The organism is Bacillus sp. B2-WWTP-C-10-Post-4 (assembly GCF_009183805.1).
GTDB classification, from domain to species: domain Bacteria; phylum Bacillota; class Bacilli; order Bacillales; family Bacillaceae_G; genus Bacillus_A; species Bacillus_A cereus.
Map to the genome: position 1 here is coordinate 234,846 of NZ_WEII01000001.1, position 20,329 is coordinate 255,174.

Consider the following 20,329-nt stretch of genomic DNA (forward strand, 5'->3'; position numbering starts at 1 on the left):
CAAAAATATTTTAAAGATAATATGGTGATAATATTCCCTGCATACATCCATTAAAGGAGAATTTTTTCAAATTAAATGTTAAAATAAAATTTAGGTGTGAATGACGTAACAAATAAGAAACTAGTTTGAAACGAGGAAATTATATGGAGAAAATTATCAAAAACAAGCCCAATAAGCTAAAAATTGCTTCAAAAGCTTTGATGATTATTATTGGGGCATTTATCACAGCGTACGGATTAGAAGCAGTATTAATTCCAAATAACGTATCAGACGGTGGTGTGACTGGTTTAAGTATCGTTAGTTCAAGATTATTTGGATTGCCATTAGGAGCTCTAATCGCAGTTATTAACATTCCTTTCGTTTGGTTAGGGTATAAGCAAATCGGTAAAAGCTTTGCGATTTATTCTATTATCGGAATTGCTTCATTAGCAGTAGGTACCGTTGTCATGCACGGAATACCAGCTATTATTGAAGGCGATACATTATTAGTTACAGTTGTTGGTGGTATTATCATCGGTTTTGGTATGGGACTAGCATTACGTAACGGTGGGGCATTAGATGGAATCGATATGCTTGCTGTATTGCTTTCTCGTAAGTTACCATTTGGAACGAGTGACCTTATTTTATTCTTAAACATGTTCGTATTTATTTTCGTATCAACGGTATTCGGTCTTCAAGGAGCTATCCTTTCGGCAATTGCTTACTTTATCGCTTCGAAAGTGATTCATATCGTTGAAGTTGGTTTAAGTGGTTCAAAAGCATTTAAAATTATTACAAAAGAGCCTGAATTAATGGTAGAAACAATTCGCGATCGTTTAGGCCGAAGTGCAACATATAACGAAGTATACGGTGGTTATTCAAGAGAGAAATTCAAAGAAATTTCTTGCGTAATTAACCGTTTAGAAGAAAGTAAAATGAAAGAACTTATTAATGAAATCGATCCACACGCCTTTATTACAGTTTATGACGTAGCAGAAGTAAAAGGCGGTAATTTCAAGAAACGTGATATTCATTAATCGTTATATAAAAGAGGGTGTGCCAAAATTTTGGCACACCCTCTTTTTATTATTAAGTTGCTATCGTTGTCAGTTTTTGTCGGTAAGTCGATATATTCCAATAATCGCTGATATATTTTAAGTTGTGGTCGATATATTCCAATAATCGCTGATATATTTTAAATTGCGGTCGATATATTCTAATAATCGCTGATATATTTTTACTTCCCCCCTTATGCATAAATCGTACCAACTGAAAGGGATTAATTCCCATAACAAAAAAAGACCAAAAAGCAATTTACACTTTTCGGTCTCTATACTATCTTCTCTTTGTAATTTTTCCTGAACCACCGACCCTTGTTTTCGGAGGAGATGTGTTCCTTGGCGGCGTTTTAATAGATGATTTTGGCTTCACATCTGATCCGCTTGAACCGCCTGGTGTTTTTGTAATTTTACCCTTGCTTCCAGTAGAAGGTGGGGGCGTCGTATTACTTCCTTTTTCAGTAATACTTCCCTTATCACCTACTGATGGTTTCGAATCTACATTATCGCCTCGCTTAATGATAGACCCTTTCCCTTCCTTCGTAATTGGAGGTGGGGTTTTCTTTTCTTCTTTTGTAGGTGGTCTCTCTGGAATAACTGGTTTATGATTTTGTCTATCGTTATATCCTCGATAATCACCGTATGATGATTTTCGTGAACCGAATATATCGTTTAATATGCTACCCATAATATATCCTTGCAAAAAGGACGGTTGGTAATTTTGACGGACAAATTCTTTATTACTTATTTCAATTAACGTATCAGATGGTTTCTCTTTATCCTTTTGCAGGTTATAAATCTTATCAGAATAAACGAGGAACATTTGATTTTCGTCTTCTTTAGATGCTTGCTTCGGTTCTCTTTCGTTAATGAGTTCCTTCGCTACTTCAGGAACTGACCGATTGGCGGCCCTATACACGTAAGATTCTTGTTTACCTTCCTTGGCAACAGATTCAAGTGGATAACGGTCTTGAATCGACTTTGTCTGCCCGCCTTGACAACCTGATAAGGCATAACCAGCAACAACAAGTAATATAACGATAGCAAGTATAGGGATTACAAACGATTTAATCATGGTAAACAATCGGTTTGACATGATTACGCCCCCTTACGTTGCTCTTATAATTTGTACATCAGCAGGAATGATTGCTTCTCCCTCATACATCATTGTGCGACCATTTTGCCATTCAATACGCAATAATTTTCGATTGTCTGATTGGAATTCCCATACGTACTGTTCTTCTGAAGCTGAGAATGGAGTTTTTCCCATCACAACAACACGTCCGTTATATTGTTCTTCCATATGGTACTCGGTATCATCCATTTCAATTGTCGTGGGAATTTCATCAATTGAATCTAAGCGACCATCAATTGGTGTATATAATTTGTAATACGTATTTTCACGATCTTCAATTTTTAAATAATGAATATCTTTTCCATCTTGCAATGTCAAAACAATTTCCTTACGCGAATGCATACTCGTTTTCCCAATTAATTCATACATAACTAATGAAACTTCAATCATATCGCCAGGAGCTAACGTTAAAAGACTTTTTTCCGGCTTCAGTGGCTCTGGGCTTTTCATTATATTTTTTATTCGTTTAAATAAACTCATACTCTACCCCTCCTTTTCTCTTTATAAACAAGCACCTAAAATTAGTGCACCAACAATATGTAATGATCCGGCTAACATCGCATGTGCAACGCTACCTTCTTTCGTACCTTCTTCTAAATCAAGACCAGACATTTTCTTTAATACAAATTCGATAAACATTTCTACCACTAATAAAATAACGAAAGAAACTGCTGAAGCAAGAAGTGCCTGCCATAAGTCATTTGCTTTCGTAATTGATTGGGATAAAATGTACCCTTGTGCAAATAATTTCATAATAAAACGAGTTGTTACAGCTGTATTTCCATTTTTAATTTCTTTTAAATCATTGTATTTTGTAAAAATTGAATCAACCCACATAATTGCAAATAAAAGTACTGCACTCGCTCCAGTCCATACAAGCATGGCAACTACATTCATCCATGTCATTGCAAAACCTCCTCTAAATATAATAGAAAACCGACATGAATATATTTAGACATGTCGGTTCATTTGTCTCTATTCTATATTATTTCTCATACTGCTTCATAATACGAGCTAATTCATCGTCAACAGCAGAATTTTTGTTTAAGCTTGCGAATTCATCATCTAATGATTTTTCTTTCTTATAAACTTCACCGCTTGCTTCTGCTTCAGCCTCTAATTGAAGAGCTTTCTCTTCCATACGGCTTAAACCAGCTTTTGCTGAGTTTGAATCAAATCCAGACATTGCCTGATTAATATTCTTTTGTGCTTTCGCCGCATTTACACGTGCTACAAGTGTTTCACGTTTATTTTTCAGCTCATTTAATTGCTTGCGCATTTCTTCTAGCTTTAGGCGCAGGTTATCAGCAGCAGCTTTATTTTGCTCGTAGCTTGCTTTATACTCATTCATTTTTTGTTCTGCATTTTGTTTCTCTTCTAGTGCACGGCGCGCAAGATCTAAGTTATTAGCTTGAACAGCCATATGAGCTTGCTCTTCACGTTTTTTCACAAGTGCTTCTTGCTCTTCAAATAATATTTTGAATTTCTTCTCAAGCGCGATTTGAGCTGCTACACTTTTCTCAGCTTCTTGTACATCCGCTTGCATATCGCGTAAATATTGATCAGTCATCTTAACTGGATCTTCCGCTTTTTCAATTAATGAATATACATTCGACATTGTTAAATCTCTTAATCGTTTGAATACAGACATCTAAATTCCTCCTATGATATACCTCATATTTCAAATTCACTACTTGGAAAACTGAAAAATCTCCCTTTACAGTAAAGAATATTCATTTTTACAGCCTATGTGTTTATTATAACAAAACTAATATGTCCTTACATGTTATTTCCAAAATACATCCATTATAATATGACATTCTATATACAATATTGTATTTCTAATATATTCTCATTATCCCTTTTTGAAATTAACTTACTTTTATGCAATTTCACTAAATTACATAAGTGTAATGTTACTGTAAGCTAACTCGATAGTTGCATTCTAATATTTCTTATACACTAATACCAGAAGCAACAAACAAGCTTCTTCACTTGTAAGCAATAATACAAAAATTGTATTTAATATAAAACATATAAAAGGAGAAATCATCATGAAAAAATTAGTAGGAATCGGATTAGCAGCAGCAATTTCACTTGGAGCATTATCAGGTTGTTCTTTATTAGGAGAGAAAGCGAACGGTTTTGTACTGTACGGCTCAGAAGAACAAGTTCAGCAAATTACAGATAAAAACAAAAAAGAAGTGAAAGAAAAAGACTTCTATAAAATGAAAATGACAACATTAGATGGTAAAAAAGTTCTTGTAATGGATAAGAAAACTGGTGAGGAACTAGTGAAAAAAGAGTTACTGAGCAAAGTTGATGAAAAAGACAACACGAAACCACTTGATAAATTACCAGCTGTAACAACAGAACAAGGTGTATTATTTGCAAAAGAAAAAGTAGAAAATGCTACACTTGATGGAGCGAAATTAAAATATGAAGGCAACACAATTATCGGAAGTGGCCGTGCATATACAGATATGTATGCGATTGTCGATGACGCAACTTACAACAATGTAAAAGGTGATGAAAAATCTGTAGGTGTATTAAAATTTGATAAAGACCCAAGTAAAGAATTCCCTGGTTACAACGGCGTCGAAGCTTCTCAACTTGTAAAAATTAAAAAGTAAAACAAAAAAGCTTTGCGACATTCGCAAAGCTTTTTTCTATTTATTATGAGCAACTTGTTCCATATCTGGACTACAAGTTTTCGACTGACATGACTTATTTAAAGAACATGCTGCGCATTTTCCTTTTTTACTTCTCTTTACAAAATTAACTAACGTGTATGCTGCATAACCAAAAATGATAGCTCCAATTATAATATTGACCATCATTATACATCTCCTTTTAGAATCCTAGTAAAGATCCAACTTGGTATATAATAAGCGTTAATACATAAGCAACAACAAGCGGGTAAACGACTGAGAAAATCGTCCATTTCACTGATCCTGTTTCCCGTTTAATAACAGCCACCGTCGCTAAACATGGAACGTATAATAAAATAAAGAACATAAATGCATAAGCTGATAATGCTGTATAATGTGCTCCCATTACGTTTCCAAGCACATCTTCTTTAACTGCATAAATAATTGCCATTGTTGAAACGACAACTTCCTTCGCTAAAAATCCTGTTAAAAGGGATGCTGCAGCTTGCCACGTTCCGAAGCCGAGCGGTGCAAATAGTGGTGCGATAAATCCACCAATCATCGCTAAGTAACTGTCTCCCATATCAACACCAAATCCTGATGGACCTGCATAGTTTAATAACCAAATGACAACCGAACCACCAAAGATGAATGTACCAGCTTTACGAACAAATCCTTTTCCTTTCTCCCACGTGCTCAGCCATAATGTTTTCGCTTGTGGCACACGGTAAGGCGGTAATTCAATTACGAAAATAGACTTTTCCGCTTTCAAAATCGTAAGAGACATAATTTTTGTAACTAATAACGCAAGAACAATCCCTGCAACATATAAAGAAAATACAACAGTCGCCTGACTATGCGGGAAGAATACGCCCGCAAATAATGCATATACAGGTAATCGTGCTGAACAAGACATAAATGGTGTTACTAAAATGGTAAGTAAACGTTCTTTCTCCTGTTCAATCGTTCTCGCAGCCATAATACCTGGAACGTTACATCCAAAACCGATAATCATCGGAATAAAAGCTTTTCCGTTTAAGCCGAAAAACTCCATAATTCTATCCATAACAACCGCAATTCGCGCCATATACCCTGAGTCTTCTAATAATGAAATGAAAAAGAATAGTGCAAAGATTTGTGGTACGAATACTAATACAGCACCAACACCGGCAATAATACCTTCTGTAACGAGTGCTTGAATAAACTGAGAAGCTCCAATACTTGTAAGTCCAGCCGTCACCCAATCCGTAAGCTGGCCACCAAAAAACTCATCTAACATATCAGATAAAGGTGTACCAATCCACGTAAACGTAACCTGAAAAATAAAAAACATAACTGCTAAAAAGATTGGAAGTCCTAAAATTTTATGTGTAATTAATCTATCAATTTTTTCTGAAAAAGGAATTTTCCCTTCTTTCTCATGCTTCATAACATTTGTTTTTAACTTTTCAATATACGCTTCACGAGTTTTGTAAATGTGCTCTTCTAACGTACAATCAAGTTTTCCTTCTAAGCGAGATCGAATGGCTATGAGTTCCTTATAAATTGGTAATGCTTTCATTTCTTTTTCTACTACTTCGTTATTGCTTAAAAATTGAAGTGCTAACCATCTCGGCTGCTCGTAATTCACTGTCTCTAAAAGAGCAATTACTTCTCCAATTCCTTCATCCATTTGTACACCATATGAAATAAGGAATGGCTTTTTCTCTTTTTTGTCATTTTCTTTAAGAGTCGTAAGCAGTTCTTCACAGCCTTTTCCACTCCTTGCAACAACAGGAACGACTGTTACACCTAATAGTTCTGATAATCGTTTTACATCAATGACAATTCCTCTTTGCTTCGCCACATCAACCATGTTTAAACCAATTGAGACTGGCTTACCAAATTCAAGTAACTGCAACGTTAAATGCATATTTCTTTCAAACTGCGAGGAATCTACGATATTTAACATATGATTAAATTCTTCTGTTAATAGAAAGTTTGTTACAACACCTTCATCACGTGAAACTGGATTTAAATCATAAACACCTGGTAAATCAATTAATGTTCCTTGTCTATCTTTTAATTTACCAACCTTCTTTTCTACTGTTACACCGCTCCAGTTTCCTACATATTCATAAGAACCAGTAAGTGCATTAAATAATGATGTCTTCCCTGTATTCGGATTCCCTAGCAAAGCTACCTTATTCACGCTAATTCCACCTTTATCATTTTCGCGTCACAATGACGAATACTAATTAACTGTCCACGACACTCCAATGTACAAGGACCTTTAAACATCGCTTTCTGTTTCAGGCGAAGTTCGCTTCCTTCAGCAAGACCGAAAGCAGCTAGTCTACGCTTTAATAGCTGATCTAAAGACTGAATACTTTTTACTAACACTTTCTCTCCAATTTTAATATCTACTAAGCTCATAACCTTCCCCCTCAGAAGAGAATGATAATTATTTTCAAAAAAATTATACCACACCCAATTTCTCTTGTACTATACCCTTTTGCTTCATATTTATTAACATTTCGCTACAATTCTATTTCAATTATTGTCATACTGTATTCGTTTGCCATTCTCATCCATTTCGCTTACAATAAACAATAGCAAATAAAGAATCTCGTTATCACTGGGGGAGCCATGTCGCTGAGAGGGAACACTTCGTTCCGACCCTTCGAACCTGTTAGTTAATGCTAACGCAGGGATTGTGCAAACGTCCGAAATACATACCTCATTTTTATTTACGTATTTCGTATCCTCCTATGATATCTATTCTTTTTTGTACAACTTGGATTTAGGGGGAGACAACATGCGTAACACTAATTTACAAGCGATGATCGAATCTGCTATTCTTGCAGCCTTCGCCTTGGTCATCGACATTTTACCACTTTCAATAAAAATATCAGCAACAGGCGGTTCCATTTCATTTGCTATGATTCCTATTTTTATTATCGCATACCGCTGGGGCTTCAAAATGGCTTTCTTAGGGGGCCTAATTTGGGGATTATTACAAATTGTCGTAGGCGATGCCATTATCGTCACACCAATTCAAGTACTAATTGAATACTTTGTTGCTTTCGCATTCATTGGATTTGCTGGTTTATTCTATCGTCCAATTCAAAAAGCACTTTTAACTTCCAATGATAATAGCGAAGAGCAATCAAATTTAGGTAACCGTAAAGACAAACCTTCATCAAAACCAAACCAAGGAAAGAAAGTAATTGGATACATTATCGTCGCTACTTTTATCGGTAGTTTAGCTCGTTACTTCTGTCACTTTATCGCTGGTATCATTTTCTGGGGACAATATGCACCAAAAGGCCAATCGGCTTTCCTATATTCTTTAATATTTAACGGTAGTACAATGATTGGTTCCTATATTCTATGTACCGTTTTACTTATATTTTTATTTATCACTTCACCACGCTTATTCAAAAGCATCAGTGCTTATCAAATGAATACACAAAAAAAGGGCGCTTAATGAGCGCTCTTTTTTCATATCGTAATATTAATTAAAAATACAATAAATGCGCAAAAGAAAATAAATACCATTATACTTAGCCAATTGCTATGCACGGTTCATCGACTCCTTACATAACCTCATATTCTAAACAAATTATACTGATTAAAAATAAAGATTAGGTAAAGATAATATGAAAATAAATTAAAAAAGCGTAGCATGCATTATCTACGCTTTTTTCGGTAAGTAAAAGTAAAATAATACACCGTCTTCTGTATTTTTCACTCCATATTCAGCATCGTGTAATTCTAAAATATTTTTAGAAATAGCAAGCCCAAGTCCCGTCCCACCTTGTGAACGCTGACGAGCTGTATCCACTCGATAAAAACGATCCCAAATTTTATCTAATTGTTCTTCTTCAATGTGAGTACCTTTATTTTCAATACAAACTTTTATACGATCCTTCTCATCTATTGTAGAAATAATAATATCTTCTTTATTTGGTGTATAACGTATGGCATTCGTAATGAAATTCACGATGACTTGTTCAATCCGGCCTTGATTTGCAATCACTTCAAATGAACATATATTTTTATGAACATGAAGTTCTTTTTTCTCTATTTCCACAGATAGATGTTCACATATATCTTCAATTACTGTATCAATATAAAACGAATCCTTTTTCATTTTATATGTACCAGATTCAAATTTAGCTAACTCAAGCATATCCAAAATTAAAGTATCCATTTTGTCTACTTCTCTCTCCATCGCTTGAAAATAATACTCTTTTTTATGCTCAGCTACCCCGTCTTTTAAAATGGAAATACAACTTTTCATAATACTTAGCGGTGTTTTTAATTCATGTGAAACACCAGAAATGAATTCTTTTCGCGTCCTTTCTAACTTTCTTTCCTTTTCAATATCTTCTTCTAACTGTCCAATATGGGAATGGAGTTTATTTGATAGCACATTAATATTTTTCGATAAATCTCCAATTTCATCTTTTGAAGTAATCGGTATTTTTTCTGTAAAATCTAATTGTGCTATTTTCTTCGTCGTATCATTTATTTTTAATAACGGTTTGGCAATTTGTTTTGAGTAATAGAACGAAGCTAAAAAAATAAGAACAACTACAAATGCAATGATATAGATATAGTAATCTTGCACCATTTGTACAGCTTCATCTACGGGCTGTAAAGAAGCCATCGCATAAATATATGTTACTGATCCGTCTTTTTCTATTGGCTTGATTAATAATTTATATTTAATATCATTTTTTTCATAGTCCATTGTTTGTGTTGTATATTGTATGGGCTTGCTCTCTTTTAATAATAAATTAGTTTGAAATTCTTTTATGCTATCTAAGAAGATGCCATTTTTATAAATTGGATTCACAGGACCTTTTACATCTGGTAACTGTACTTTTGTAACACGCCCCCCTATGTAAGCATCTCGTTCTTGGATAACTTGCTCCTGAACGGCTGGCTTCTTTTCCTTACTAACTTGTTCCATAGCTGCTTTCTTTTTCTCTTGATCTAATTTACTCATTTTCTCATTAAACGCTTTTTCTAGCGGTTTATTAGATCCGCTTAAATTCTGCTTAGATAAAGAAAAAGAGAATGGAATAAAACTATCTTCTTTTCTCACTCCAGAAAAATAAATTTCTTGTCCTAAAAACTGCTCTGATAATTTATTATCAATTTCCTCTATATTGACGAGATTACCTAAGGGAATTTTGAATATTTGTTGTCCAAAGCTCTTTTGTTGCCTACGATCTATCGTTACTTCAAAATAAAAATCATCTGCATGTTTTAAATTCCCGTTCTTATCTAATGTCGTAATCCACGTATTATTTTCTCTTAAAAAGTCTTGCTCTAGTTTCTGAATTTCTTCTGCATTTCCTGCATAATTTAAATAATTCTTCTCAAAGGAATTTAAATTTACTTTAATATCTTCCACTTTTCGATTCGCATAATATTGTTTAAAAAATATCGTTTGTCCAATAAATATCGTCGCTAAAATCAACATACATAATGCTGTTGTAAGAGTAAATAATTTTAGTACAATTCCTTTCTTCATACATTCCCCTCAAATTTATAACCAGTTCGTACTACAGTTGTAATATACTTTGCTTTCTCTCCTAATTTATTTCTTAAATTACGAATATGGCTATTCACCGTTCGATCATCGCCAGCAAATTCATATCCCCAAATTCTTGAAATGAGTTGCTCTCGCGTTAAAACGATTCCTTGATTTTTCATGAAATACACCAATATTTCAAACTCCGTATGCGTTAAACTAACATCTGCCTCATCAACAGTAACAGTACGCGACGGAAAATGGACATGGATGCCATGAATCGATAACGTATCATCTTCGTTCTCTAAAGGTTTCTTCGATGCTTTTCTACTTTCTAATAATCGTTTCGCTCTTGCTAATAAAATTGGAGGACTATACGGCTTCGTCACATAGTCATCTGCTCCAAGTTCAAAACCAAGTAACGTATCGTCTTCATCTACGCGCGCCGTCAGCATAATAATAGGCACCTCGGACGTCTTCCTAATCCTTCGGCAAACAGACCATCCATCGAGTTCTGGCAACATAATATCTAAAATAACTAAATCAACCTCTTCTTCTTCAAATACAACTAAAGCCTCTTTCCCGTCCCTCGCTTCAAACACTACATATTGTTCACTCAAAAAATAATCTTTTAATATTTCACGTAATATGTCTTCATCTTCAACAATTAAAATGTTTTTTGACATAACTTATATATCCCCCTCTCACTTTCAGAAACTATAATTTCACTTTGAATAACTGCCAGTTAACTTCGCCTCGATAATATATCTATCTGGTGCATCCCCTATATAATCAAATGGGTAACAAGTTGTCAGTGTTAATATCGGTTCTTCTTTTTTTATAATAACAGTACGATCATCCGCATGAGTAATCCATGTCTTTTGAATTTCATATGTGTACGTTTTATTATCATACTCTAAAACAAGGGTATCCTTTTCTTTCAACTCTTCTAAATCTGTAAATACAGTATCTCGATGTCCACTCAGTACAGTATGTCCCCCTCCAGATGGAGTTGTCGTTAAATCACTAACGAACATACCCACTCCTTTTTTCAAAGTCGTATCATCTGCTCCCCAATATATGGAAAACTTCTTCTTTATTTTCGGTATGTTTAACATCGCTACCTTTTCTCCCTCTTTATGTTCTGTTTGAGAAGAAGGCACTTGAGAAGTTACAGGTGTTTCATGAGAAAGTTGAGTATCTTGTATATTTTTAAGGCTCTTTATTTCTTCTGCCGTTAATTGCCCGGCAGAGCTTCTTCCTTTATACCATTCCACAGCATAATAGGATCCCATGAATAGCCCTATAGCCATCAATATGATACCGATATAATTGAGTAACTTCATTCTTCATTCCTCCATGCCAAAAATGGTAGGAGTAACCTACCATTTTTAATATATGAAATTATCCCATTCTTTATAGGAAAATATTTTATTTACGCTTTAATCTTATTGCGACGATTCAAACCAAATAATGTACCTACCGCTACAAGACATGCACTTAATCCCATCATTGCTACATTATTTGATGCTGTATTTGGTAATTTTTCACCTTGTACAACTGGCTTTGCTTCTTCTTTTTTAGCTACTTCATTCTTTTGCTCGGCTTTTATCGCTGCTTCTTTTTTGGCCATATCGTTTTTTAACTGTTCTTGCGCTATTCTCTTTTTCTCTTCTTCACTTTTTTTCTCAGCTTTTATTGCTTCCTCTTTTTTAGCCATATCATTTTTTTCTTGTACTTGTGCTGCTTGCTTTTTCTCTATTTCACTTTTTTGCTGTTCCTTAATTGCTTCTTCTTTTTTAGCTTTATCCTGTTGTACTTGCGCTTCTTCTTCCTTTGTTACTGTTCCAGTATCCGCACTCGCTACTGAAGAATATCCTACTGTTAAAAGTGCCATTGCACAAATTGGTAATAGTTTCTTTTTCATTTTCACTCTCTCCTTATATTTTATTCACATCTACTCGCATCGGATGTATTACTAGAATAAGCAAGAGATATAAATATAAGATGCAGATGAAATATATTTCATTTAAAGATTTCATTGTAGAAAAAGAAAAAAACATCGCAATATGTACGATGTTTTTTTCGGGTGTGTGTCTCAATTATTTACATGTTACTTTCGCGTGATTTGGAAGTAGAACGGGCCGGAGCGATAACTAATTGTCTCGGCTCAGTTTTCTTGAAGTGATTTTTGACGTTACACTTACGACGTTGAACAACCCACGCTTTAATAGGGTTTGTTAAAATAATCTTTTGCTCTTCGTTAGGGGCCTCTTCTTCAATCTTACAACTCTCGCTCCATTTATTCCATTTCATTGTAAATTTAGAAGAAGAATGATCATTTTCACGATCAAACAAGTGCAAAAAATCCATTTTTCCATCTAGCATTACGGTGTTACTAGTCGCTAAAAAAGAAAAGGTCGTCCAACGTTTCTCCATGCCCTCCTACTCCTTTTTCACATATAGAGTGCCTAAAACTTAATTTACCTAAAATATGCTTGCCTTTTACCTTACACCCATAGTTTATCCAAAATGCTCTTATGCAACTATCGATTTGCCTTACAACTACCTTACATTTTTGTAAGAAACAAAAAAAACCTTCACTCTATATAATGAAGGTTTCTCACTTTTTATCTATATGATCTCTCATATCATCAAGTCCAGCTTCTTTTAGCTGCGACATCATACCGTGCGAAATTGCTCCTAACACTAAAGTCATTCCAATTAATGAAATACGAATCGCAGGTACATCAATTACGTAAGCCAACAGGCCAAGAACAATTGTTAAAAGTAATGCTTTTATAAATGTTACACTTGTGTACTGTTTCTTCTTCATCATATTCACCCTTTATGGAAGCGTTTTCTTGATATACTTAGTATATCATATCATCAGATGATTTTGTCGTTATCTTTGTAAAAAATTACTATCTCCTTTGACTTTTTCTATTCTATCCTTTACAGTCGAAATGTTCGTAAGTTTTACACTGTAGGAGGATTACAATGAATATTGAAATAAAAGACACTTTAATTTCTGAAGAACAATTACAAGCAAAAGTTAAAGAATTAGCACTTCAAATCGAACGTGACTTTGAAGGAGAAGAAATTGTAGTTATCGCAGTATTAAAAGGTTCATTCGTATTTGCTGCTGATTTAATTCGTAACATCAAAAATGATGTAACAATTGACTTTATTTCTGCATCTAGCTACGGAAATCAAACAGAAACAACAGGAAAAGTGAAACTACTAAAAGATATCGACGTAAACATTACTGGGAAAAACGTAATTGTTGTAGAAGATATTATCGATTCTGGTTTAACACTTCATTTCCTAAAAGATCACTTCTTTATGCATAAACCAAAAGCACTCAAGTTCTGTACATTACTTGATAAACCAGAACGTCGTAAAGTAGACTTAACAGCTGAATATGTTGGCTTCCAAATTCCAGACGAATTCATCGTTGGATACGGTATCGACTGTGCGGAAAAATATCGTAACTTACCATTCATTGCTTCAGTTGTAACGGAATAATCGTATAACTTAAAAAATCGATAGTACATAAAATGTATATCGGCGATTTTTTAAATATATCGCCTTACCGACAATAACTGACAATCTTAGCACCCAATTAATAGGGAGAAGCTGTTCTAAAATACATGGGAACAGCTCCTTTCTTTCCATTTACAAACTACAGGGAGAGATGAAATATGACAAAGACAAAATTTGAAAAAGTACTCCTCATCGTAAATCCGAAAGCTGGTCAAGGTGACTTACATACAAATTTAACGAAAATCGTACCACCTCTTGCCGCAGCTTTTCCTGATCTACATATCCTTCACACGAAAAAACAAGGTGATGCAACAAAATATTGCCAAGAGTTTGCTAGTAAAGTAGATTTAATTGTCGTCTTTGGTGGTGATGGAACAGTATTTGAATGCACAAATGGCTTAGCACCTCTCGAAAATAGACCTACACTTGCAATCATTCCAGGCGGAACTTGCAACGACTTCTCTCGCACACTTGGTGTTCCGCAAAACATTGCAGAAGCGGCAAAACTTATTACAAAAGAACATATAAAACCAGTTGACGTTGCAAAAGCAAATGAACAACATTTCTTAAACTTCTGGGGCATTGGACTCGTATCTGAAGTATCAAACAATATCGATGCAGAAGAAAAAGCAAAGCTTGGTAAAATCGGTTACTATTTAAGCACAATTCGAACTGTAAAGAATGCTGAAACATTCCCGGTAAAAATTACTTATGACGGACAAGTATATGAAGACGAAGCTGTCCTTGTCATGGTTGGAAATGGTGAATATCTTGGTGGTATTCCATCCTTTATTCCGAACGTAAAATGTGATGACGGAACACTTGATATTTTCGTAGTCAAATCAACAGGTATTCAAGCATTTAAAGATTACATCGGAAAGAAACTATTTGAAGACTCAAATGAAAATGACATCTTCCACGTAAAAGCGAAATCCATTCATATTGAAACGAAAGAAGAAAAAGAAGTAGATACAGATGGAGAAAGCTCGCTTCATACACCTTGTCACATTGAATTATTACCAGGACACTTTACGATGATTTATAATCCTGCGGTTGTGTAATAAAAAAACGAGTGCTAGCACTCGTTTTTTCTCTTCTAATCTAGTTATATTGTTGGATCATTTCCTCTATTTCTTTAACTCTCTCTAAAGTAATTCCATTTCTTTGTTCGATCGCTAAAGGATGCTCGGTTGGCTCTAATTCAACATACGGTGCCATTCCAACTTCTCTTATATGTACATTTGTTTTTAAATTTAATGTTTCTGGATAAACTGGTATTTCTACAGATAACCAACCAAAATAAGGATCACTATTTTCTCGGCCTCTTTCATCCCACTTTTCTAATACTTCATCATAACTTTCTTTACTAAGTGATACCCACACAGTCCATATGAAATTTTCGTGGTAGTCAATTATAGGAATCTCTAAACATCCTCTAATAAAATAGAAGAATGGCTTGTTTGCATACTCTAGTTCTTTTTATGTACAATGAAGGAAAGAAGCACCTTCATATAAGGGAGAGGGCACACTTTGTTCAACCAACAGTTAGTTAATTTACGCATTGATTTTGCATTTAAACAATTGTTTGGTACGAATGGTAGCGAAGATATTCTAATTGCATTTTTAAATGCTATGTTACAAGAGTCTTTAGAGTCGCCCATTGCTTCTCTACAACTAGAAGATCCACATTTACACAGGGAATATGAAGAGGATAAGTTATCTATTTTAGACATTTCAGCAACATTAGACACAGGAACAAAAGTCAATGTAGAAATACAACTCAATAATAATCACGATATGGTTAAACGCAGTTTATATTATTGGGGAAGACTATACACATCTCAACTACAAAAAGGGATGCCCTACAGTGCACTTCACAAAACCATCACCATAAACTTACTAAACTTCGTAATGTTTTCGGAACACCCAGCCTTCCATACAACAAGCATATTATGGAATACACAACAACAAAAACTCCTGATTGACGACATTGAAATCCACATTATAGAAATTCCAAAGTTAACTGAACAATGGCATGAAGAAAAAGTAAATCCGTGGAAAGATCCATTTGTTCGTTGGCTTTTATTGCTTTCAGCAAATGAGGATGAGCACTTAACTAAACTATTGGAGGATATTGCTATGAACCAAGACCCTATTTTACAAAAAGCGATAAATAAATGGGAACGTATGAGTCAAGATTCATCTTTCCGACAAGCCTATGACGCAAGGGAGAAAGTTTTAATGGATGAAGCAGCAAAATTCGCCCATGCAGAGACAGAAGGAATAAAAAGAGGAATGGAACAAGGGATGAAACAAGGAATTGAAAAAGGCATTGAAAAAGGCATTGAACAGGGCATTGAACAGGGCATTGAACAGGGCATTGAACAAGGTCGAAAAGAAGGAGTTCAACAGGGGAAAATTCAAATAATTAAAAATATGTATAATCTTGGTATACCACTTGAAACGATGGCTAAGGCAAGTAAATTAAGTTTGCATGAGATTGAGCATATTTTAGGACATAAATAGTGATAAAAAAAGAGCTTGAATAGTTTCAAGCTCTTTTTTATCAACTCTCCTCAATATCATCCAATTGAGTCTTATAACATTCATCACACTCTGGCCTCGTAGGAAGAATCCCTCTTTCATCAGGTAATAAAACCCTCAAAACTTCTCGATCCATCTCTACGAAAGACTTCATAATAATGGGATATCCTTCAATAATATTCGTATACTCAATCCCTTGTTCAAACTTTTTTCCGCTCTTTATTTCTTCTATTATGGTACAAAAAACACTATGCGCGGCTTCAGGATCCATATTTAATGCTATTTGTAAATCTTGATGATTAAAGTTATCTCTTAGACCATGCGTATGATAATTAGCATGGATGCCATCAATATCTTCTGCTAATATGCTATGCATGTACCATCCATACTCTTGTAGCATATTTTCTTCCCATTCATCTGCATCCTCTTCTAAATCTTCATCAAACAAATTCGGATCATACCACACGTCCTCGTAATCTCCAGCAATTAAAAATCTCCAACCAGGTGGTAACCCTAAATACTTCTTTATTTCAGGTGCCCATTCATCAATATGTTGAACGTGTAAAGGAAGAAAGAAATCTTCTTCTGTCCCCATTTCTTCACCAGCCCAAATGTACCAACCTGTCGTTCCATTTTCTATAGGCATTCGTAACCCATTAATCGGAGCGATACCATCTTTCACATTTTGCGCTATTCCTAATTTCAAATCATTCGGAGATTCTACATACTCCGCTTTATATTTATCACATATACTCTTCTGTTCTTTTATGTATTTTTCCACCCTTTTAGCACACTCCCCAATTTTTGAAAGATAGATTTCTTTGCCGAAGCACTCTCTAACTTCCATACCCCACACGGATTATAAAATGGATCCTCTTGTTCATATATATCAATTTCAAAGCCAATCTCTTTCTCCTTATGGTGCATAACATTTCCCGCTAATATATAGTTACTTTTACTCACAACTTCTTGTATTAATTCTGTTCTATCTTTCCATAAACCAGGTACTCCAATAACGATTTGTGTCTCCATCATATGCACTCCACTTCTCATCTATTTTCAATCTATTCTTTCAATCTTCCAAACTAAATTAGCTGGGATATCTTTCTCTAAGAAGGTTAACATCCATACAGTTTTTCCTTTATCGTTCATCAGCAGTACTTTATGGTTTAACTTCCAAGCCACTTTACTAACATGATCAAACATCTTATACATATCTTCTTCTCTAATAAGCTTTTCCTTTTTGATTAACCGCCTCGTTCTATACTCTCTTATTTCTAAGTACACGTCAGCATAAGCCACTTCATGCTGACATGTTATATTACATACGTATTTTTTATTCGGACTACTCTTTTTTATATATACGAACTCGTTTCTATAATTCAATTCTAGTATCTTATTCTTCACTTTTTCTAACTCTTCTATATCCCAATCATATTTCACAGCTAAACGCTTCATTTCCCCATGAACGATTTGAAGGGCTAATTCTTTTTTCTCTCTATCTGATAAATATGGAAAATCCCTCACACTCCCATATTTCACAAAAGCATTCATATATTCAGGGAAAATTCGATATTTCTTCTCCCACTCATCGAGTAATGAAATATCATCCACACAATGAATCAAAATACCTTTCTCATACTCCATTCTTAACTTTGGCATATGTCGACAATATAAAGAAGTAATACAGCTCGTCTCTTTACCAAAAGAGATATCTTCATCGTAGTTGCTTGTAGATGCTAACTGTAATGTCTCAGTGCTTCTAGTATGCTCTTTTACTTTTAGAAAACTCAATTGTATATCTCTTATAACCGGCATTTGCTCTCTCCTCTTCGCAATACAACTATGAAACATCTTTGTTAATACGCCTTAATCAATTTCAAGCCATCCCATTCCCATAGAAAGAAATAACAGCCCAATTACAAAAAAGAGACCCCCAGTTAAAAAATAGAACGGTGCTCCGTGCAATGGATCACTAAATAACTCTATCAAATTTCCAGCTACTACTTTCCATTTCTCTTTCTTTGAATTTTTTTCTTTTATTTCTTTAACAAATCGATAGATACTTATACTAATCAAAATAATTCCTATTAATAGGCATCCTACTATGATTAAAATCTCCAAATATAACACTCCATGTGTACATTTATATTTATTTTCGTTTACATACTATTGTTATTCATAATCCATTTTAGCTAATAAACAAACGAAAGAGAACTAGGTGGATTAATGTTTACTTAAAAATAAAAAGTCCGAAACTATATAAAGTGATTTCGGACTTTTTATTTTTAAAATATTAAATTACATTTCGAACAAAAAGGAGCTGAATTTCCTCTTCTAATTTTCGTATCACATTTTGGACAATATACATATCGTTCCTCTACCTTTTGTCGTTCTATCATGTGTAAGGATACTATTTTCATACTGCACATAATTCCAATTAAGATAAGGCTAAAAATGAGTAGCACAACGCTCTTCCTCCCTTAACTACTTACCTATATTTTACCATTAAATAAAGATAATTTTATACTTATAATCCTATCTTGTCCTTCATACTGGAAGAAACTTTCTTTACTTCTATTTACTCATCAGCGTGATTCTTTTTTGTCTATATAAATAAAGAATACCTGTAACTATAAAAACAATCACGCCAAAATACACGCCATATTCTATCGCAATCGCTACAATACTTTCAATATGCTTTCCAAATAAAGCACCGAGCACAAAGTAAACGAGTGTCCAAACAAATCCTGTCGTATAAGAATACAAAGCATACGTCTTAAATGACATGTTATTCATTCCAACTAAATACGGTACGATATGTCTTACAACTGGTATGAAGTAACTTGTGACTAACGCATAATGACCATACTTCTCTACCATTTGTTGAGATTTCAAAAGATATTTCGCCTTTTTCTTTTTCACTAGCTTATCAAGTACTTTCGTACCAAATATTTTCCCTAATATATAACCTAAAGAAAGCCCAGATACAACACCTAAATATGTTAATAAAAATGCAGGAATGACACTTAATATCCCTAGTGAAGATACAAAGCCACCACTCATTACGATCATTTCGTCTGGAATTGGCATACCAATAATACCTAACCATAAACAGAAAAATAATGCCCAATAACCGTATTGTTCAATATAAGATAATAATTCATGTAATTCCATTATGCATATGCTCTCCTTAGCTCTTTTTTACAGCTAAAGACATACGCTGGTGGGAAATTGAGCCACACTTTCTCTAGCGTAATTTCAGGAAAGAAGTGCTGTATAAATCCTTTTTTCACAAGTGAATATTGAAATGTAATAAATTCACCATTCTCATGTATCCCTTCCATTACATTGTTTAAAATACGCTTTGAAACTTCTTCTGGTAAAGAGGTAAAAGGTAATCCCGATAAAACGTAATCCACGCATTCTATATTGAGATCTTCTATATACTTTTTTATATTTTCGGCTGAACCGTGTACAACAATGACGTTCTGCTCATCTTTAAATTTTCTCTTTAGCTCCTTGCAAAACACTTCATTAATTTCAATAAGAAGAAATATTGTTTCCTTCTTCTTTCTCTTCATAATTTCTTTCGTAAAGACTCCTGTACCAGGACCTAACTCTACAATGCATTTCGCTTTATTAAAATCAATTACATCTACCATTTTCTTTGCTAATATTTTTGAACTTGGCGCAATTGCACCAGTATGTTTCGGATGTTTAATAAATTCATGTAAGAATGTTATGAGTTGCATATAAACCTCTCCTCATTCGTTCAATAGTTTCTAACTTGTTTCTAAGTATAACTATTATTTCTTAACAAAAATTAAGGAGATTTCTTAAGATTTTATGAAGAATAAAAAAACAGCTATCGTCTCTAGCGATAGCT

26 protein-coding genes, 1 pseudogene and 1 riboswitch are annotated in these 20,329 nt (G+C 34.2%); of the genes and pseudogenes, 6 read left to right on the forward strand and 21 right to left on the reverse strand.

Annotation, left to right across the window (positions count from 1 at the left end; all coding sequences use genetic code 11):
- Positions 1–143: 143 nt before the first annotated feature.
- Positions 144–1,016 carry a YitT family protein gene (locus tag GBN78_RS01290; RefSeq protein WP_000411244.1) on the forward strand — a complete coding sequence of 291 codons (873 nt, stop codon included), beginning with the start codon at positions 144–146 and terminating at the stop codon, positions 1,014–1,016.
- Positions 1,017–1,314: 298 nt separating this feature from the next.
- Here the strand turns inward: GBN78_RS01290 and GBN78_RS01295 are convergent, their stop codons facing one another.
- The 4 genes from GBN78_RS01295 to GBN78_RS01310 form a co-directional block, all read right to left on the reverse strand.
- Positions 1,315–2,133 (reverse strand): DUF4247 domain-containing protein, encoded by an 819-nt coding sequence (locus GBN78_RS01295; protein ID WP_000071190.1) that lies wholly within the window; start codon positions 2,131–2,133, stop codon positions 1,315–1,317.
- A 12-nt stretch (positions 2,134–2,145) separates the two neighbouring features.
- Entirely contained in the window at positions 2,146–2,652 is a 507-nt protein-coding gene (locus GBN78_RS01300) for a DUF4178 domain-containing protein (RefSeq protein WP_070184432.1), read from the reverse strand.
- 21 nt (positions 2,653–2,673) lie between these two features.
- A complete protein-coding gene (locus GBN78_RS01305; RefSeq protein ID WP_000220087.1) occupies positions 2,674–3,078 on the reverse strand; it encodes a DUF350 domain-containing protein in 405 nt (134 codons plus the stop codon).
- A 79-nt stretch (positions 3,079–3,157) separates the two neighbouring features.
- On the reverse strand, positions 3,158–3,823 hold the full coding sequence (locus GBN78_RS01310) for a PspA/IM30 family protein (RefSeq protein WP_000110280.1): 666 nt from the start codon (positions 3,821–3,823) through the stop codon (positions 3,158–3,160).
- A 403-nt stretch (positions 3,824–4,226) separates the two neighbouring features.
- Between GBN78_RS01310 and GBN78_RS01315 the strand changes: the two genes are divergently transcribed.
- A complete protein-coding gene (locus GBN78_RS01315; RefSeq protein WP_000737502.1) occupies positions 4,227–4,805 on the forward strand; it encodes a lipoprotein BA_5634 family protein in 579 nt (192 codons plus the stop codon).
- A 36-nt stretch (positions 4,806–4,841) separates the two neighbouring features.
- Here GBN78_RS01315 and GBN78_RS01320 read toward each other — a convergent pair whose 3' ends face one another.
- From GBN78_RS01320 to GBN78_RS01330, 3 genes are read right to left on the reverse strand one after another with little or no spacing between them, the layout of a single operon-like run.
- Positions 4,842–5,012, reverse strand: a complete 171-nt coding sequence (locus GBN78_RS01320; RefSeq protein WP_000989593.1) for a FeoB-associated Cys-rich membrane protein — start codon at positions 5,010–5,012, stop codon at positions 4,842–4,844.
- A gap of 13 nt (positions 5,013–5,025) precedes the next feature.
- On the reverse strand, positions 5,026–7,014 hold the full coding sequence (gene feoB / locus GBN78_RS01325; protein ID WP_070184434.1) for a ferrous iron transport protein B: 1,989 nt from the start codon (positions 7,012–7,014) through the stop codon (positions 5,026–5,028).
- Positions 7,011–7,238 carry a FeoA family protein gene (locus GBN78_RS01330; protein WP_000060512.1) on the reverse strand — a complete coding sequence of 76 codons (228 nt, stop codon included), beginning with the start codon at positions 7,236–7,238 and terminating at the stop codon, positions 7,011–7,013. The genes feoB and GBN78_RS01330 overlap by 4 nt, the downstream gene beginning before the upstream one ends.
- A 194-nt stretch (positions 7,239–7,432) precedes the next feature.
- Positions 7,433–7,534: riboswitch (TPP riboswitch) on the forward strand.
- An 86-nt stretch (positions 7,535–7,620) separates the two neighbouring features.
- Between GBN78_RS01330 and GBN78_RS01335 the strand changes: the two genes are divergently transcribed.
- Entirely contained in the window at positions 7,621–8,292 is a 672-nt protein-coding gene (locus tag GBN78_RS01335) for an energy-coupled thiamine transporter ThiT (protein WP_001246570.1), read from the forward strand.
- A 207-nt stretch (positions 8,293–8,499) separates the two neighbouring features.
- Here GBN78_RS01335 and GBN78_RS01340 read toward each other — a convergent pair whose 3' ends face one another.
- From GBN78_RS01340 to GBN78_RS01365, 6 genes are all read right to left on the reverse strand, one after another.
- The gene (locus tag GBN78_RS01340) at positions 8,500–10,350 is read right to left on the reverse strand and encodes a sensor histidine kinase (RefSeq protein WP_070184435.1); all 1,851 of its coding nucleotides are present in this window, start codon (positions 10,348–10,350) and stop codon (positions 8,500–8,502) included.
- The gene (locus GBN78_RS01345; RefSeq protein ID WP_000041848.1) at positions 10,347–11,036 is read right to left on the reverse strand and encodes a response regulator transcription factor; all 690 of its coding nucleotides are present in this window, start codon (positions 11,034–11,036) and stop codon (positions 10,347–10,349) included. The genes GBN78_RS01340 and GBN78_RS01345 overlap by 4 nt, the downstream gene beginning before the upstream one ends.
- Before the next feature lie 39 nt (positions 11,037–11,075).
- Positions 11,076–11,696, reverse strand: coding sequence for a class D sortase (locus GBN78_RS01350; RefSeq protein ID WP_000771590.1), 621 nt, complete (start codon positions 11,694–11,696; stop codon positions 11,076–11,078).
- An 89-nt stretch (positions 11,697–11,785) separates the two neighbouring features.
- Positions 11,786–12,277 (reverse strand): LPXTG cell wall anchor domain-containing protein, encoded by a 492-nt coding sequence (locus GBN78_RS01355; protein WP_030028875.1) that lies wholly within the window; start codon positions 12,275–12,277, stop codon positions 11,786–11,788.
- A 179-nt stretch (positions 12,278–12,456) separates the two neighbouring features.
- The gene (locus GBN78_RS01360) at positions 12,457–12,789 is read right to left on the reverse strand and encodes a hypothetical protein (protein WP_000415619.1); all 333 of its coding nucleotides are present in this window, start codon (positions 12,787–12,789) and stop codon (positions 12,457–12,459) included.
- 184 nt (positions 12,790–12,973) lie between these two features.
- Complete coding sequence (locus GBN78_RS01365) at positions 12,974–13,189, reverse strand: hypothetical protein (RefSeq protein ID WP_002001286.1); 216 nt, start codon at positions 13,187–13,189, stop codon at positions 12,974–12,976.
- Positions 13,190–13,350: 161 nt separating this feature from the next.
- On the opposite strand from GBN78_RS01365, the gene hpt reads away from it, so the two are divergent.
- Complete coding sequence (gene hpt / locus GBN78_RS01370; RefSeq protein WP_001019298.1) at positions 13,351–13,878, forward strand: hypoxanthine phosphoribosyltransferase; 528 nt, start codon at positions 13,351–13,353, stop codon at positions 13,876–13,878.
- Between the two features lie 176 nt (positions 13,879–14,054).
- Positions 14,055–14,957: a diacylglycerol/lipid kinase family protein gene (locus GBN78_RS01375; protein ID WP_070184436.1), complete on the forward strand. Its 903-nt coding sequence runs from the start codon at positions 14,055–14,057 to the stop codon at positions 14,955–14,957.
- A gap of 40 nt (positions 14,958–14,997) precedes the next feature.
- Here the strand turns inward: GBN78_RS01375 and GBN78_RS01380 are convergent.
- Positions 14,998–15,342 (reverse strand): annotated as a pseudogene (locus GBN78_RS01380) (DUF2199 domain-containing protein); the annotation flags it as partial.
- An 84-nt stretch (positions 15,343–15,426) separates the two neighbouring features.
- Between GBN78_RS01380 and GBN78_RS01385 the strand changes: the two are divergent.
- On the forward strand, positions 15,427–16,422 hold the full coding sequence (locus GBN78_RS01385; protein WP_070184437.1) for an Rpn family recombination-promoting nuclease/putative transposase: 996 nt from the start codon (positions 15,427–15,429) through the stop codon (positions 16,420–16,422).
- A 40-nt stretch (positions 16,423–16,462) separates the two neighbouring features.
- Here the strand turns inward: GBN78_RS01385 and GBN78_RS01390 are convergent, their stop codons facing one another.
- The 7 genes from GBN78_RS01390 to GBN78_RS01420 all read right to left on the reverse strand — a co-directional run bounded on the left by GBN78_RS01390 (position 16,463) and on the right by GBN78_RS01420 (position 20,195).
- Entirely contained in the window at positions 16,463–17,221 is a 759-nt protein-coding gene (locus tag GBN78_RS01390) for a DUF4262 domain-containing protein (protein ID WP_070184438.1), read from the reverse strand.
- The gene (locus GBN78_RS01395; protein WP_000970753.1) at positions 17,206–17,475 is read right to left on the reverse strand and encodes a hypothetical protein; all 270 of its coding nucleotides are present in this window, start codon (positions 17,473–17,475) and stop codon (positions 17,206–17,208) included. The genes GBN78_RS01390 and GBN78_RS01395 overlap by 16 nt, the downstream gene beginning before the upstream one ends.
- A 24-nt stretch (positions 17,476–17,499) precedes the next feature.
- Entirely contained in the window at positions 17,500–18,258 is a 759-nt protein-coding gene (locus tag GBN78_RS01400) for a hypothetical protein (protein ID WP_050822142.1), read from the reverse strand.
- Between the two features lie 51 nt (positions 18,259–18,309).
- Positions 18,310–18,564 carry a hypothetical protein gene (locus tag GBN78_RS01405; RefSeq protein WP_000404319.1) on the reverse strand — a complete coding sequence of 85 codons (255 nt, stop codon included), beginning with the start codon at positions 18,562–18,564 and terminating at the stop codon, positions 18,310–18,312.
- Positions 18,565–18,728: 164 nt separating this feature from the next.
- On the reverse strand, positions 18,729–18,908 hold the full coding sequence (locus GBN78_RS01410; protein WP_001986677.1) for a hypothetical protein: 180 nt from the start codon (positions 18,906–18,908) through the stop codon (positions 18,729–18,731).
- 109 nt (positions 18,909–19,017) lie between these two features.
- Positions 19,018–19,617, reverse strand: a complete 600-nt coding sequence (locus GBN78_RS01415) for a DedA family protein (RefSeq protein WP_044584935.1) — start codon at positions 19,615–19,617, stop codon at positions 19,018–19,020.
- Positions 19,617–20,195 (reverse strand): class I SAM-dependent methyltransferase, encoded by a 579-nt coding sequence (locus GBN78_RS01420; RefSeq protein ID WP_001176053.1) that lies wholly within the window; start codon positions 20,193–20,195, stop codon positions 19,617–19,619. The genes GBN78_RS01415 and GBN78_RS01420 overlap by 1 nt, the downstream gene beginning before the upstream one ends.
- Between the last annotated feature and the right edge of the window lie 134 nt (positions 20,196–20,329).